This is a genomic window from Klenkia taihuensis, assembly GCF_900112525.1.
In the GTDB taxonomy this organism is placed as follows: Bacteria; Actinomycetota; Actinomycetes; order Mycobacteriales; family Geodermatophilaceae; genus Klenkia; species Klenkia taihuensis.
The window spans coordinates 1,321,018-1,335,161 of sequence record NZ_FOMD01000001.1 but is presented as its reverse complement, the minus strand read 5'-3'; the positions used below and the strand labels follow the sequence as shown (position 1 = coordinate 1,335,161).

The window sequence follows — 14,144 nt, the reverse complement described above, 5'->3', positions numbered from 1 at the left end:
CCGCGGTCAGCCCGCGGCCAGCCGGTGGAGCACCTCGCAGACCGCGGCGCCGTCGTGCGGGACACCGGTCTCGGGCAGCCCGGTGAGGACGTCGGCGGCGCGGGCGGCCGCGGTCGCCAGGTCCGGCCCCCCGGCGCTCACCGTGGCCAGCAGCGCGTCGTACCAGCCGTCCAGCCGGTCGCCGGGGGCGTAGCCGCCCACCGCCCGGACGTCGGCCGCCGCCGGTCCGTCCAGGTCGGGCAGCCGGCCGATGACCCGGCCGGCGGTGCCCGGCGGCAGGGTGGCGCGCAGCTGGGCGGCGAGGGCGGGGCGGGGCGCCGTTCCCGGGTCGGGGCGCAGCCGGCCGGTGGCGCAGCGCAGCGCCAGGTCGACGACGTCGACGCCGTGCGCCCGCTCCAGCACACCCAGGTCCAGGGAGAGACCGGCGGCGACCTCGGCCAGCTCGCCGTCGGGGTCGATGCCCACGGTGACCGGGCCGCGCCAGCCCAGGTCGGGCAGCCGCTGCGCCGCCCGGGGCAGCACCGGCCCGCCGTCGCCGGGCCAGCCGGGCGGGGTCCAGGAGACCCGGGCGGTGCCGGCGTCGCGGTCGCGCCGCACCGGCGTCACGTGCCGCAGGCCGTCGGGGGTGACGACGGCGAGGAACCCCTGCGCGCTCGCCGGCTCCACGCCGTCGCCGCCCAGCCGCTCCAGGACCGCGGCCGGCGGGCCGACCCAGGTCAGCCCCACCGCGACCACGGACGCGGCGAGCTCGGCGTTGCCGGCCAGCGCCGGCGGCACGGCGAGGACGGCGTCCACGCCGCTGCGGCGGGCGGCCTCGACCAGGCGCGGGACGGACAGGTAGGACTCCGCGGCGGGCGAGGGACCCAGCAGGACCGCCTCGTCGGCCATCCGGACGTGCCGGGCCCCGGCCTCGCTGGCCGAGTGCACGGCCACCGTCTTCACGCCCAGTGCCTCGGCTGCGCGGATGACGCCGCAGGCCACCGGCCCGCGCCCGGCGACCAGCACGCTGCCGATGCCGGTCCCGCCCGTGTCGGCCACTGCTCCCCCGTCCCGGCGCGCCCCCCGCGCCGTCCTGTCGACCCTGCCACGACCGGGCACCTCGTGCCCGCCGCGGCGCGGCGGGCAGACCCGGAGCGGGCCGTGAGACCCTGGACGGCCGGGGCCCGAGGAGCTCGGACCCGGTACGAGGAGAGGAGGGCAGCGATGTCCAAGCGTGGACGCAAGCGGCGCGCCCGCAAGAAGAACGGCGCCAACCACGGCAAGCGGCCCAACGCCTGAGCCGCACGGCGCGGGTCCTCCGGGGCCCGCGCCGTAGCCCGCCGTCAGTCGGCGGTGCGCTCCACGGAGATGCGCTCGACGGAGACGGTCGTGCCGTCCTCCTCGAACGACACCTGGGTCAGCTGCATCTTGATCCGGTCCTTGAGACCCGTCGGCGTCGGGTCACCGCCGCAGCGCTTGCGGACCAGCGCCTTGAACTCCTGCTCGATGCCGAACTCGCGCAGGCACGGCGCGCACTCGTCGAGGTGCTCGGCGATCACCGCGCGGCGCTCGTCGCCGGTCTCGTGGTCCAGGAACTCGAACACGTGCGTGAGCACGTCGTCGCAGCTGCCGATATCCACGGCGCCGCGCTCGTCGGGTGCGTCGGTCACGACGTCCCCTCCTCTCCGGCCCCGGCACGGGCGAACCCGCGCTCGCGGGCGTAGTCGGCGAGCAGCTTCTGCAGCCCGCGCCGACCGCGGTGCAGCCGGGACATCACCGTGCCGATGGGCGTGCCCATGATCTCGGCGATCTCCTTGTAGGCGAACCCCTCCACGTCGGCGAGGTAGACCGCCAGCCGGAAGTCCTCCGGCAGCTGCTGCAGCGCTTCCTTGATGTCGGTGTCGGGGAGGTGGTCCAGGGCCTCCATCTCCGCCGACCGCAGACCGCTGGAGCTGTGCTCCTCGGCGGCGAACAGCTGCCAGTCCTGCACCTGGTCGGTGGGGTACTGCTGCGGCTGCCGCTGCTTCTTGCGGTAGTTGTTGATGTAGGTGTTGGTCAGGATGCGGTACAGCCACGCCTTGAGGTTGGTGCCCTCGGCGAACTGGTGGAAGGCCGAGTAGGCCTTCACGAACGTCTCCTGCACGAGGTCCTCGGCGTCGGCCGGGTTCCGGGTCATGCGCAGCGCCGCCGGGTACAGCTGGTCCAGGAAGGGCAGCGCGTCGCGCTCGAAGCGGGCGTCGCGCTGGGCGCGCGTCTCGGCCTGCTCGGTGCGGCTGCCGTCGGCGCGGGGCTCGGGGGTCTCCACGACCTGCGGGCCGGCGGTCTGCTGCTCCGGGGTCTGCTGCGTGCTGTCGTCGGGCACCGACCGTCCTCTCTGCGGCGACCGCAGACGGGACACCACGTCGGTCGATGCTAGTCGCGCCGTCGTGGCGCGGCCGGGCGGACGACGGGTCGCCAGGGGCACCGCCGCACGCGTGCGGGTGCGGGCCCGGGTCGGGACGGCTGCACTGGTCACGGTCCCTGCAGCGCCCGCACCGCCCCCGTTGTTCCCCCTAGGGTCGGGTGCATGGCGGCGACCCCCGCGGTGCGGGTGCTGGAGAAGGCGGGCGTGCCGTTCGAGCTGCGCAGCTACGACCCGGACGACCACGAGGACGGCGTCGGGTTCGGCGAGGCCGCGGTCGCCGCGCTCGGCCAGGACCCGGCGACGGTGTTCAAGACGCTGCTGGCGCGGGTGGACGGCGACCTGGTGGTGGCCGTGGTCCCGGTGTCCGGGCAGCTGGACCTCAAGGCGCTGGCCGCCGCGCTCGGGGGCCGGAGGGCGGCCATGGCCGACCCGGCCGACGCCGAGCGCAGCAGCGGGTACGTGCGCGGCGGCATCAGCCCGCTGGGCCAGCGGAAGCAGCTGCCCACCGTGGTCGACGACTCCGCGCTGGCGCTGGCCACGGTGTGCGTCAGCGGCGGCCGGCGCGGCCTGCAGGTCGAGCTGGCCCCGGCCGACCTCGTGGCGCTGACCCGGGCGCGGACCGCACCGATCGGGCGGTGACGCCTCAGCCGTAGGGCGTGAGGAGCTGGTCCACCGGTGCCAGGTCGTCGGTGAGCACCGGGGCGTCGCCGACGAAGGCGGTCAGCTCGTCGCCGGTGACCACCTGCCAGGCCAGCCCGCGGCCGGCCAGGGCGGTGGCCAGCGCACCGGTGTCCAGCGGCCGGCGCGAGGCGACCGCGACCACGTTGCCGCCGTCCTCGCCGGCCACGACCGGGGCCCGGGCCAGCAGCGCGACGTGCGGGAAGACCGCGCGCATGGTGGCGAGCTCGGCGCGCAGGAAGGACAGCGGGCCGTGGTCGATGAGGTTGACCGCGTAGACGCCGTCGTCGGTCAGCGCGCGGTCGACCAGCTGCAGCGCCTCGGTGGTGGTCAGCTGCCAGGGCACCGCGAGCCCGCCGAAGGCGTCGCCCACCACGAGGTCCCGCCTGCCGCCGGGCTCCTCGGCCAGCCCGGTGCGGGCGTCGCCGACGTCGACCTGCAGCTGCGGGCCGGTGACCAGGCCGAGCTCGGCGCGGTCGACGGCCAGCACGCCGGCGTCGACCTCCAGCACCCGGCTGGTGCTGCCCGGGCGGACCGCGGCCAGGTAGCGGGGCACGGTGAGCCCCCCGCCGCCGACGTGCAGCGCCGACACCGGCTCCCCGGCGGGTGCGGCGACGTCGCTGACCGACGCGACGGCCTGCACGTAGGCGAACTCCAGGTACGTGGGGTCGTCGAGGTCGACGTAGGAGTGCCGCAGCGTGTCCAGCACCAGCGTGCGCCCGCCGGGCCGGTCGGGGTCGGCCACCACGCGGGCGCAGTGGTAGGTGGTCTCGACCTCGCACGGGTCGGGGGCGACGACGGCCAGGCCGGTGCCGGCCAGGGTGGCGACCAGCAGCGCGCCGGGCAGCCGGGCCCCGACGGTGCGCCGCAGCAGCAGCCACAGCCCGACCCCGCAGGCGACCACCAGCAGCCCGGTGCCGACCAGGATCACGCTGGTGGGCAGCAGCGCCACCAGCACGAAGCCGGTGCCGAAGGTGGCCGCGATGCCGCCGAGCGTGCCGATGCCCGACAGCTTGCCGACCACCGACCCGGTCTCGCGCAGGCTGCCCAGCTGCAGCGCGACCACCATCGGCGGCACGGCCGACAGCAGCGCGGCCGGCACCACGACGGCGACCGCGGCCAGCAGCAGCACGCTGCCGGCGTCGGCCCCCGACAGCGCCGCCCCGGCGAACCGGACGACGGGCACCACGGCGACCAGCAGCGCACCGCCGCCGACCAGCAGCGGGGCGAGCAAACCGCGCGGGTCGCGCCGGTCGGCCACCGCTCCCCCGGCCCAGGCGCCGATCGCGATCGCGGCCAGGGCGAACCCGATGACCGCGGTGTTGGTCTGCAGGGTGATGCCGACGTAGGGGGCGATGAGCCGCAGGCCGGCGATCTCGAGCACCAGCACGGCGCCCGAGGACAGGAAGGTGACCACCGCGGCCACCCAGCCGGGCAGCGCGCGGGACCCCGGCTGCGGCGGGGCGGTGCCGGGTGCGGTCACCTCAGAACAGCGCGGGCTGGTCGGCCGGTGCCGACACCGGGTCCACCCAGGCGGTCAGCTGCTCGCCGCCGTGCGCCACGTTGCCCACGGCCGGGCCGACCGGCCGGATCTCCAGCTGCTCGACCAGCTCGGGCGGGGTGGGGGCGGCCAGCGCCTCGACGTCGTCGCGGTCCAGGTCGAGCCAGTCGGCCCAGCGCTCGCGGGGCAGCACCAGCGGCATCCGGTCGTGGATGGTGGCTAGCGCGCCGACGGCCGGGGCGGTGACGACGGTGCAGGAGTACAGCCGGTCCTCCCCGCGGCCCCAGACCTCCCAGAGACCGGCGAAGGCGAGCCCGCCGCCGTCCTGGGGCGTGATGTACCAGGGCTGCTTGCCCGGCGCGTGCTCGCGCGGGGACCACTCGTACCAGCCGTCGGCGGGCACCAGGCAGCGGCGGGCGCGGGCGGCCTTGCTGAAGGCCGGCTTGCTGGTGAGGGACTCGACGCGGGCGTTGAGCATGCGGTTGCCGACCGAGACGTCCTTGGCCCAGGACGGCACCAGGCCCCAGCGGACCACCCGCAGCTCGCGGTGCGAGGCGCCGGTGGGGGCGCCCTCGGCGTCGCGCTCGCGGGCCTGCCGGACCACGTAGACGTCCTTGGTCGGGGCGACGTTGAAGTCCGCTCCGAGCGGGTCCTGGCCCGGGGCCGGGACGGCCTCGAAGTCGGCCGCCAGGTCCTCCGGCCGCCGGCTGGATGCATACCGCCCGCACATCGCGTCCTCGCTCCCGTCGTCCCCCGTACCGGCCCCGACTCTAGGTGCGGGGTACGACAGCGGTGTGCTGTCGCAGGCATGGGGTAGGCAGGCACCCGACCGCGCAACCGCGACCGGAGAGGCACGACGACGTGACGAGCACGCAGGACCACCCGAAGACCGACAGCGGCACCGCCGACCGCACCTACGCGACGGTGAACCCGTTCACCGGCGAGACCGAGCGGGAGTTCGAGGCGCTGGCCGGTGACCAGGTGACCGCGGTCGTCGACCGGGCGCACACCGCGTTCCTGGACTGGCGGCAGCGCACCGTCGCCGAGCGCGCCGCCGTCGTCGGGCGGGCCGCCGACCTGATGACCGAGCGCAGCGACGCCCTGGCCGCGCTGATCACCAAGGAGATGGGCAAGCGGATCCAGGAGGCGGCCGGCGAGGTCGCCCTGGCCGCCAGCATCCTGCGCTACTACGCCGACAAGGCCGAGCAGTTCCTCGCCCCGCGCACCATCGAGGTGATGAAGGGCGAGGCCGTGGTGGTCAACGAGCCCACCGGGGTGCTGTTCGCCGTCGAGCCGTGGAACTACCCGCTCTACCAGGTGGTCCGGGTGGCCGGCCCGAACCTGACGCTGGGCAACACCATCGTGCTCAAGCACGCCGAGAACGTGCCGCAGTGCGCCCTCGCCCTCGAGGAGCTCTTCCGCGACGCGGGCGCCCCCGAGGGCGTCTACACCAACGTGTTCCTCAGGATCTCCGACACCGAGCAGGTCATCGCGCACCCCGCGGTGCAGGGCGTGACGCTCACCGGCAGCGAGCGGGCCGGCTCCTCGGTCGCGGCGCTGGCCGGCAAGCACCTGAAGAAGTCGGTGCTCGAGCTCGGCGGCAGCGACCCCTTCGTCGTCCTGGACACCCCCGACCTGGCCCGCACCGTGAAGGCCGCGACCATGGGCCGGATGGCCAACACCGGCCAGGCCTGCATCGCGGCCAAGCGCATCATCGTGCTCGCCGACGTCTGGGACGAGTTCGTCGCCGGCATCCAGCAGGCCTTCGGCGGGTTCACCCCCGGCGACCCGGCCGACCCCGCGACCACGCTGGGCCCGCTGTCGACCGAGCGCGCCGCCGCCGACCTGCACGCCCAGATCACCGACGCGGTCGACAAGGGCGCCACGGTGCTCGCCGGCGGCGGGCGGCCCGACCGGCCCGGCGCGTTCGTCGAGGCCACCCTGCTGACCGACGTCACCCCGGGGATGCGGGCCTTCTCCGAGGAGCTCTTCGGCCCGGCCGCGGTGCTCTACAAGGTGCAGACCGAGGACGAGGCGGTCGCGCTGGCCAACGACAGCGCCTACGGGCTGTCCGCGGTCGTCTACTCCGGCGACGTCGAGCGCGCCCGCGCGGTCGCCGACCGGCTCGAGTCCGGGATGGTCTGGATCAACCAGCCCTCCGGGTCCTCGGCCGAGCTGCCCTTCGGCGGGGTCAAGCGGTCCGGGTACGGCCGCGAGCTGTCCGAGCTGGGCATGTTCGAGTTCGCCAACCGGCGCCTGGTGCGCACCCTGCCCGCGAGCCGGTGAGCGGCCGGCGGTGAGGGTGGGCGGCGTCGACCGGGCAGGATGGGCGGCATGAGCAGCTGGTCGACGCCGTCCGCCCCCGGCCCGGTCGACGCCGTCGTCGCCCTGCCCGGCTCGAAGTCGATCACCGCCCGGGCCCTGGTGCTGGCCGCGCTGTCCGACGGCCCGTCCCGGCTGGTGCGCCCGCTGCGGGCCCGCGACACCGACCTGATGGCCGCCGGGCTGCGGGCGCTCGGGGTCGGCATCGAGGTCGACGGGGAGGACTGGCTGGTCACCCCCGGCCCGCTGCGCGCCCCGGCGACGGTCGACGCGGGGCTGGCCGGGACCGTGCTGCGGTTCCTGCCGCCGGTGGCGGCACTCGCCGACGGCCCGGTGACCCTGGACGGCGACCCGCGGCTGCGCGAGCGGCCCAACGCCGGCCTGCTCGAGGGCCTGCGCGCCTGCGGGGTGCAGGTCTCCGACGGCGGCCGCGGCCGGGCCCCCTTCACCGTGCACGGCACGGGCGCGGTCCGCGGCGGCACCGTCACCGTGGACGCCAGCGAGTCCAGCCAGGTGGTCAGCGGCCTGCTGCTGGCCGGCGCCCGGTTCACCGAGGGCCTGGACCTGCGGCTGGCCGGCGGGGTGCCCTCGATGCCGCACGTGCAGATGACCGTCGAGACCCTCGCCGAGCACGGCGTCGCCGTCGAGCGCACCACCGACGGCTGGCGGGTCGCCCCGGGCCCGGTGGCCGCGGTCGACCGGGTGGTCGAGCCCGACCTGTCCAACGCCGCCCCCTTCCTCGCCGCCGCGCTGGTCACCGGCGGCCGGGTGACCGTGCGCGACTGGCCGGCGCGCACCACCCAGCCCGGCGCCCAGCTGGAGCAGCTGTTGCCCGCGATGGGCGCGGCCGTCGAGCGCACCGCCGACGGGCTGCAGGTCACCGGCGGCCCGGCGATCACGCCGCTGCGGGCCGACCTGTCCGAGGTCGGCGAGCTGACCCCGGTGCTGGCCGCGCTGTGCGCGCTGGCCGACGGGCCCTCCCGGCTGACCGGCATCGCGCACCTGCGCGGGCACGAGACCGACCGGCTGCAGGCCCTCGACGAGGTGCTCGGCGCCGTCGGCGCCGAGGTCACCCAGCTCCCCGACGGCCTGGAGATCACCCCCGGCCCCCGGCGGTCGGCCGAGGTCGACTCCTACGCCGACCACCGGATGGTCATGGCCGCCGCGGTGCTCGGCCTCGCCGTCCCCGGGGTCGTCGTCCGCGACCCGGGCACGGTGGCCAAGACCCTCCCGGACTTCCTGGACCGCTGGGCCGGTCTGCTCGGCGAGCACGCCGGAGCGGTCAGCTGAGGGGCCGGGTCTGATGGCGGGGCGGAAGTTCGACGCCCGCTCCGACGAGGACGACGTCCGGGTCCGCCCGGGCCGGCGCGGGTCGCGGCCGCGCACGCGCACCCGGCCCAGCCACGACGACGCCGTCCCCGGGCTCGTGGTGGGGGTCGACCGTGGCCGGATGACCGTGCGGGTCGAGGGCGACGACGGCCCGGTCGAGGTGACCGCCATGCGGGCCCGCGAGCTGGGCAAGCACGGCGTCGTCACCGGTGACCGGGTGCGGCTGGTCGGCGACACGAGCGGCCGGGTCGACACCCTGGCCCGGATCGTGGTCATCGAGCCGCGCACCACCGTGCTGCGGCGCACCGCAGACGACACCGACCCGACCGAGCGGGTGGTGGTCGCCAACGCCGAGCTGCTGGTCGTGGTCACCGCCGTCGCCGACCCCGAGCCGCACACCGGGTTCCTCGACCGCTGCCTGGTGGCCGCCTTCTCCGGCGGGCTCACCCCGCTGCTGTGCCTGACCAAGGCCGACCTGGGCAGCCCGGACCGGCTGCTGGCCCGCTACGCCGGCCTCGAGGTCGAGGCGATCGCGGTCAGCCGGGACACCGACCTCGACGAGCTGGCCCCGCGGCTGGCCGACCGGGTGTCGGTGCTGGTCGGCCAGTCCGGCGTGGGCAAGTCGACGCTGGTGAACCGGCTGGTGCCCGACGCCGCGCGGGCCACCGGCGGGGTGAGCAAGGTGGGCAAGGGGCGGCACACGTCGTCCTCGGCGGTGCTGCTGGACCTGCCCGGCGGCGGGATGGTCATCGACACCCCCGGCATCCGCAGCTTCGGGCTGGCCGACACCGACCCGGCCGACGTCCTGGCCGCCTTCGACGACCTGGCCGAGGTCGCCCGCGACTGCCCGCCGCTGTGCGCGCACACCGCCGACGACCCCGACTGCGCGCTCGACGACTGGGCCGCCGACGGCCCGGCCGCCCGGGGCGAGCGGCTGGCCAGCTTCCGCCGGCTGGTCGCGGCGGTCGGCGCCCGCTGATCCCCCGCCGGGGGGACAACCGGCCCCCGGCTACAGGACGGATGATTTCCGGCCGATCTGGTTTCTGTGAAGCACAGCCGGTTCCGGGCCCCCGCGGTGGCGACCCCGCGCGTGATGGCCGCGGTGACCGGCTTCCTCTACCTCGCCGGCGGCACGGCCGTCGGCGCGGCCGGTCTGGACGCGCTGCGGTCGAGGGGGCCGGGTCCGCACCCGCACCCCGACGGCCCGGTCGGGCTGCTGCTCATCGCCGCCGTCGCCGTCCTCACCGGGGCCGGTGTGCTGCGCTGGGGACGGCGGCTGCCGCGGGCGGCCTACCACCTGCTGGTGGGCGCCGGAGCCGGGTTGATCACCCTCGCCGCGCTGCTGGCCCCCGGCGCCTCCACCGCCACGGCGGCCGCCGGCGTCATGGTGTTCGTCGCCCTCGACGCGTTCTTCTACTTCGCCTGGCCCGCCGCGCTGGCCCACCTCGCACTGGCCGTCGTTGGCGGCACGTTCGCCCTGGCCCAGCGTTCCGAGCTGCCGGTCGGCTCCTCGATCCTGCTGGCCACGGTCTGCCTCAGCATCGCCGCGGTGGTGGGCGTGCTGGTCGACCGCGCGTCCAGCGCCGGGGTCGACCAGCTGACCGGGTTGGCCAACCGGCGCGGCCTCGACGAGGCCCTCGAGCCCGCCGTGCGGGACGCCACCCGGACCGGGACCGCGCTGAGCACGGCGCTCGTCGAGCTCGACGGCTTCGAGGACGTGGTGCGCGAGGCCGGGGACCACGCCGCGGCCGACCTGCTGCGGACGGCCGCCCGCCTGTGGTCCGCGCAGCTGCCCCCGGGCGCCGTGCTGGCCCGCCGCGACGGCGCCGAGTTCACCCTGCTGCTCCCCCGTCACGACGGGCCGGTCGCGCTCGCCCTGGTCGAGCGGCTGCGCGCTGCCCTGCCCGCGGTCAGCACGGCCGCGGGCGTGGCCGTGCTGCACGACGGGGAGACCGCCGCCGCCCTGCTCCGCCGCACCGACACCGCCCTGGGGCGTGCCCGCGCGACCACGGCCCGGCGCGCCGTCCTCGACGACGCCCAGCCCGACCCCCTGCTGCCCGAGCTGCGCGCCGCCCTGGCCACCGGCCGGACCGCCCGCATCGGCCTGACCGTGCACTACCAGGCGGTGGTGTCCCTGACCGACGGCGCCGTCGTCGGCGTGGAGGCCCTGGCCCGGTGGGAGCACCCGGTGCTGGGGTCGATCAGCCCGACGCGGTTCATCCCGCTCGCCGAGCAGCACGGCCTGGTCGGCGCCCTCGGCGAGGTGGTGCTGCGCCAGGCGTGCGCCGAGATGGCCGCGCTGCGCGCCGCGACCGGCCGGGGGCTGCTGCTCACCGTGAACGTCTCGGGCCACCAGTTCTGCGACCCCGCGTTCCCCACCGTGGTCGCCGGCATCCTGGCCGGCACCGGGTGGCCGGCCGCCGACACCGTCCTCGAGGTCACGGAGAGCCTGGTGGAGGCCGACTCCCCGGTCGCGGTGGCCGCGCTGCGGGGGCTGCGCCGTCTCGGCGTGCAGGTCGCCATCGACGACTTCGGCACCGGCTACTCCTCGCTCGCCCGCCTGGACACCCTGCCGGCCGACTACCTCAAGCTGGACGCCACCTTCACCGCCACCGTGGTCACCTCCGCCCGCCGCGCCCGGCTGGTGCGCAGCGTGGTCGCGCTGGCCGAGGGACTGGACCTGCTGGTCATCGCCGAGGGCGTGGAGACCGCCGAGCAGGCCGACCTGCTGCGCGAGCTGGGCTGCGAGCTGGCGCAGGGGTTCGGCCTGCACCGGCCTTCACCGGTCGCCGGGCTGGCCGCGGTGCTGGCCGGGGAGGGTCAGACCTCGACGGTGCCGCCGCTGCGCCAGTAGGTGCCCTCGGCGCGGCTGAGCATGCCCTCGTCGACGAGGTGGCGGCGCAGCGCCGCGGTATCGGGGTGCCACACCGCCAGCAGCGCGTTGACCTCGCGCTCGGGGTAGCGCACCCCGGGCTCGAAGACCCGCACCAGGTGGTCCAGCACGACCAGCCGCTTGCCGCGGTGCGCCGGGATCGAGGTCAGCCGGCCGTCGGCGACGAAGGCCTGCAGGACGGCGTCCGCGGCCGGGTCGGGCGAGAGCGGCTCCGGGGGCGGCCGGTGCTCCCCCGCCGACCGCGCGGCGGCGCCGAACAGCTCGGCGCGCAGTGCCAGCGCGGCGCCGTCCCGGCGGACCAGACCGCCCCGGCCCAGCCGGCGGGCGGCCAGCGCCACCTCGGTCTGCGACCGGCCGGTCGCCTCGGCCACGGAGGCGATGTCGGCGGCGCCCAGCGCGAGGGCGGCGACCACCGCCAGCCGGGTCGGGTCGGCCAGCAGGCCGACCAGCTTCGCTGCGTCCGGCTGCGTCACGGCACCCAGGCTAGGTTGCGGGGGTGACCGGGCGCGGGTGGACCGAGGACATGCAGCTGGCGCACGTGCTGGCCGACCAGGCCGACGCGATCAGCATGGACAGGTTCAAGGCGCAGGACCTGGTGGTGGACACCAAGCCCGACCTCACCCCGGTGACCGACGCCGACCGCGCGGTGGAGCAGCAGCTGCGCTCCTCGCTGGCCCGGGTGCGCACCCGCGACGCGGTGCAGGGCGAGGAGTTCGGCACCACCGGGCACGGGTCGCGCCGGTGGGTGGTGGACCCGATCGACGGCACCAAGAACTTCGTCCGGGGCGTGCCGGTGTGGGCCACGCTGATCGCCCTGCTCGACGGCGACACCCCCGTGGTCGGGATGGTCAGCGCCCCGGCCCTCGGCCGCCGGTGGTGGGCCGCCGACGGGGTGGGCGCCTACACCGGCCGCCGCCTGGAGTCGGCCACCCGCTGCCACGTCTCCGGGGTCTCGGCCCTGGCGGACGCGTCGCTTTCCTACTCGTCGCTGTCGGGCTGGGAGGAGCGCGACCGGCTGGACGCCTTCCTCGACCTGAGCCGGTCGGTGTGGCGCACCCGCGCGTACGGGGACTTCTGGAGCTACACGATGGTGGCCGAGGGCGCGGTCGACGTGGCCTGCGAGCCCGAGGTGTCGCTGTGGGACCTGGCCGCCCTCGACGTGGTCGTGCGGGAGGCGGGCGGCACGTTCACCGACGTGGACGGCACCCCGGGGCCGGCCGGCGGCAGTGCGGTGGCCAGCAACGGCCACCTGCACCCCGCCGTCCTCGACGCGCTGCGCGCCCGCCCGTAGCCCCGCCTAGCGGAGACCCTTCCCGCCGCCGCCCTGCAGCTTGGTGCGGAACTGGTCGATCTTGGCCCGGTTCTTCGGGTCCTTGGCGAACTGCTGGGCCTTCTGGGTGGCCTGCTGGATCGCCCGCTGCCCCTGGGGGCTCCTCGCGAACTGCGCGATCTTGTTGAACAGCGATGCCACGGGGGTTCCCTTCCGTCGTCCTGCGGACCTGCCTGCGGGTCCGTCCTGCGGTGCACAACGGTGGCACGAGCCCGGGCGTTCCGCCTACCGCGCGAGCTGCCCGCCGGACCGGCCGTTGCGGTCGGCCAGCAGGCCGGCCAGCGTGGACACGGCGATCTCCGCGGGCGCCCGCGAGCCGATGTCCAGCCCGATCGGCCGGTGCACCCGGGCGACCTCCTCGGGCGGCACGCCCAGCGCGGCCAGCGCCGCGACGTGCGGGCCCTCGTGCCGCGGGTTGCCCATCAACCCGATCCACCGGGTGTCGGTGGCCAGCGCGTCGCGCAGCACCTCGCCCAGCTCGTCGCGGTGGTGGTCGCAGACGACGACGTCGGCGTGCGGCTCGGCCGGCACCGCCGTCAACCGGGTGGTGCCCCCGGGCAGCCCGTCGACCTCCCGGCCGCCGGGCTCGACCAGCACCGGGGCGAACCCGCACTCCACGCCGAACCGCAGCAGCGCCGCCGCGACCGGGGAGGCGAAGACGGCCACCAGCACCCGGTCGGCGGCCGGCTCCCCGGGCGCGTGGCCGTGCGCGACGCCGCAGGTCGGGTCGTCGCTCACCGGTCCGACCCCGGCGCGGGGCTGTCGCCGTAGGAGTACCCGGCGTTCGGGTAGCGGCCGCCCTCGGCCACCCCGGGCGGGGCGATCTGCTCGAGCCGGGCCAGGTCGTCGGCGGTGAGCTCGACGTCCCCGGCGGCGGCGTTCTCCTCCAGGTAGGCGACCCGCTTGGTGCCCGGGATGGGGACGACGTCCGCACCCTGCGCCATGACCCAGGCCAACGCGAGCTGCCCGGCGGTGACGCCCTTGTCCTCGGCCATCGACCGGACGGCGTCGACCAGCCGCAGGTTGGCCGCGAAGGCCTCGCCCCTGAACCGCGGGTGGTCCTTGCGGAAGTCGTCGTCGGCGAAGTCGTCGGGGCTGGTGATCGCGCCGGTGAGGAACCCGCGACCCAGCGGGGAGAACGGCACCAGGCCGATGCCGTGCTCACGGGCCGCCGCGGCGACCCCCGACGTCTCCAGGTCGCGGGTCCACAACGACCACTCGCTCTGCAGCGCGGTGATCGGGTGCACCGCGGCGGCCCGGCGGACCGACTCGGCGGAGGCCTCCGAGAGCCCCAGGTACCGGACCTTGCCGGCCTGCACCAGCTCGGCCATCGCGCCGACGGTGTCCTCGACGGGCACGGTCGGGTCGACCCGGTGCTGGTAGTAGAGGTCGATGGTGTCCACGCCGAGCCGGCGCAGGCTGGCCTCGCAGCGGGCGCGCACGTTCTCCGGGCTGCCGTCGATGCGCATCCGGCCCTCGCCGTCGCGGGAGAGGGAGAACTTGGTGGCCAGCTGGACGGCGTCGCGGCGCCCGCGCAGCGACTCCCCCACCAGCTCCTCGTTGTGCCCGTCGCCGTAGACGTCGGAGGTGTCCCAGAAGGTGATGCCGAGCTCGAGCGCCCGGTCCAGGGTGGCCAGGGACTCCCCGCGGTCGGCGGCGCCGTAGGACTGGCTCATCCCCATCGCAGCCCAGCCCCTGCGCCGACACC

16 protein-coding genes are annotated in these 14,144 nt (G+C 76.4%); 7 read left to right on the top strand and 9 right to left on the bottom strand.

Annotation, left to right across the window (positions count from 1 at the left end; all coding sequences use genetic code 11):
• Positions 1-6: 6 nt before the first annotated feature.
• Positions 7-1,038, bottom strand: a complete 1,032-nt coding sequence (locus BM158_RS06630; protein ID WP_091555682.1) for a biotin carboxylase N-terminal domain-containing protein — start codon at positions 1,036-1,038, stop codon at positions 7-9.
• Positions 1,039-1,203: 165 nt separating this feature from the next.
• On the opposite strand from BM158_RS06630, the gene BM158_RS22850 reads away from it, so the two are divergent.
• On the top strand, positions 1,204-1,278 hold the full coding sequence (locus tag BM158_RS22850) for a 50S ribosomal protein bL37 (protein WP_369299104.1): 75 nt from the start codon (positions 1,204-1,206) through the stop codon (positions 1,276-1,278).
• Between the two features lie 44 nt (positions 1,279-1,322).
• Here the strand turns inward: BM158_RS22850 and rsrA are convergent, their stop codons facing one another.
• Entirely contained in the window at positions 1,323-1,649 is a 327-nt protein-coding gene (rsrA, locus tag BM158_RS06625) for a mycothiol system anti-sigma-R factor (RefSeq protein ID WP_207506208.1), read from the bottom strand.
• On the bottom strand, positions 1,646-2,341 hold the full coding sequence (locus tag BM158_RS06620; RefSeq protein WP_278246999.1) for a sigma-70 family RNA polymerase sigma factor: 696 nt from the start codon (positions 2,339-2,341) through the stop codon (positions 1,646-1,648). Before BM158_RS06620 ends, rsrA begins: the two co-directional genes overlap by 4 nt.
• Before the next feature lie 204 nt (positions 2,342-2,545).
• Between BM158_RS06620 and ybaK the strand changes: the two genes are divergently transcribed.
• Positions 2,546-3,022 carry a Cys-tRNA(Pro) deacylase gene (gene ybaK, locus BM158_RS06615; RefSeq protein ID WP_091555680.1) on the top strand — a complete coding sequence of 159 codons (477 nt, stop codon included), beginning with the start codon at positions 2,546-2,548 and terminating at the stop codon, positions 3,020-3,022.
• Positions 3,023-3,026: 4 nt separating this feature from the next.
• Here the strand turns inward: ybaK and BM158_RS06610 are convergent, their stop codons facing one another.
• Together BM158_RS06610 and BM158_RS06605 are read right to left on the bottom strand one after the other, a co-directional pair.
• Complete coding sequence (locus tag BM158_RS06610; protein ID WP_091555678.1) at positions 3,027-4,544, bottom strand: fused MFS/spermidine synthase; 1,518 nt, start codon at positions 4,542-4,544, stop codon at positions 3,027-3,029.
• A gap of 1 nt (position 4,545) precedes the next feature.
• Complete coding sequence (locus BM158_RS06605; RefSeq protein ID WP_091555676.1) at positions 4,546-5,292, bottom strand: SOS response-associated peptidase; 747 nt, start codon at positions 5,290-5,292, stop codon at positions 4,546-4,548.
• A gap of 131 nt (positions 5,293-5,423) precedes the next feature.
• Between BM158_RS06605 and BM158_RS06600 the strand changes: the two genes are divergently transcribed.
• From BM158_RS06600 to BM158_RS06585, 4 genes are all read left to right on the top strand, one after another.
• A complete protein-coding gene (locus tag BM158_RS06600; protein ID WP_091555674.1) occupies positions 5,424-6,848 on the top strand; it encodes an NAD-dependent succinate-semialdehyde dehydrogenase in 1,425 nt (474 codons plus the stop codon).
• 48 nt (positions 6,849-6,896) lie between these two features.
• The gene (gene aroA, locus BM158_RS06595; RefSeq protein WP_091555672.1) at positions 6,897-8,174 is read left to right on the top strand and encodes a 3-phosphoshikimate 1-carboxyvinyltransferase; all 1,278 of its coding nucleotides are present in this window, start codon (positions 6,897-6,899) and stop codon (positions 8,172-8,174) included.
• A gap of 13 nt (positions 8,175-8,187) precedes the next feature.
• Complete coding sequence (gene rsgA / locus BM158_RS06590) at positions 8,188-9,192, top strand: ribosome small subunit-dependent GTPase A (RefSeq protein ID WP_091555671.1); 1,005 nt, start codon at positions 8,188-8,190, stop codon at positions 9,190-9,192.
• Positions 9,193-9,258: 66 nt separating this feature from the next.
• Positions 9,259-11,067 carry a putative bifunctional diguanylate cyclase/phosphodiesterase gene (locus tag BM158_RS06585; protein WP_091555669.1) on the top strand — a complete coding sequence of 603 codons (1,809 nt, stop codon included), beginning with the start codon at positions 9,259-9,261 and terminating at the stop codon, positions 11,065-11,067.
• Here BM158_RS06585 and BM158_RS06580 read toward each other — a convergent pair.
• Positions 11,034-11,579 carry a DUF2087 domain-containing protein gene (locus BM158_RS06580; RefSeq protein ID WP_091555667.1) on the bottom strand — a complete coding sequence of 182 codons (546 nt, stop codon included), beginning with the start codon at positions 11,577-11,579 and terminating at the stop codon, positions 11,034-11,036. The two genes, BM158_RS06585 and BM158_RS06580, sit on opposite strands and share 34 nt — an antisense overlap.
• 23 nt (positions 11,580-11,602) lie before the next feature.
• Between BM158_RS06580 and hisN the strand changes: the two genes are divergently transcribed.
• The gene (gene hisN, locus BM158_RS06575) at positions 11,603-12,397 is read left to right on the top strand and encodes a histidinol-phosphatase (protein WP_322789650.1); all 795 of its coding nucleotides are present in this window, start codon (positions 11,603-11,605) and stop codon (positions 12,395-12,397) included.
• Between the two features lie 6 nt (positions 12,398-12,403).
• Here hisN and BM158_RS21725 read toward each other — a convergent pair whose 3' ends face one another.
• The 3 genes from BM158_RS21725 to BM158_RS06565 form a co-directional block, all read right to left on the bottom strand.
• Positions 12,404-12,577 (bottom strand): hypothetical protein, encoded by a 174-nt coding sequence (locus tag BM158_RS21725; RefSeq protein WP_165628847.1) that lies wholly within the window; start codon positions 12,575-12,577, stop codon positions 12,404-12,406.
• Positions 12,578-12,661: 84 nt separating this feature from the next.
• A complete protein-coding gene (locus tag BM158_RS06570) occupies positions 12,662-13,174 on the bottom strand; it encodes an XdhC family protein (protein WP_091555666.1) in 513 nt (170 codons plus the stop codon).
• Positions 13,171-14,112 carry an aldo/keto reductase gene (locus BM158_RS06565; RefSeq protein ID WP_229827603.1) on the bottom strand — a complete coding sequence of 314 codons (942 nt, stop codon included), beginning with the start codon at positions 14,110-14,112 and terminating at the stop codon, positions 13,171-13,173. The genes BM158_RS06570 and BM158_RS06565 overlap by 4 nt, the downstream gene beginning before the upstream one ends.
• Between the last annotated feature and the right edge of the window lie 32 nt (positions 14,113-14,144).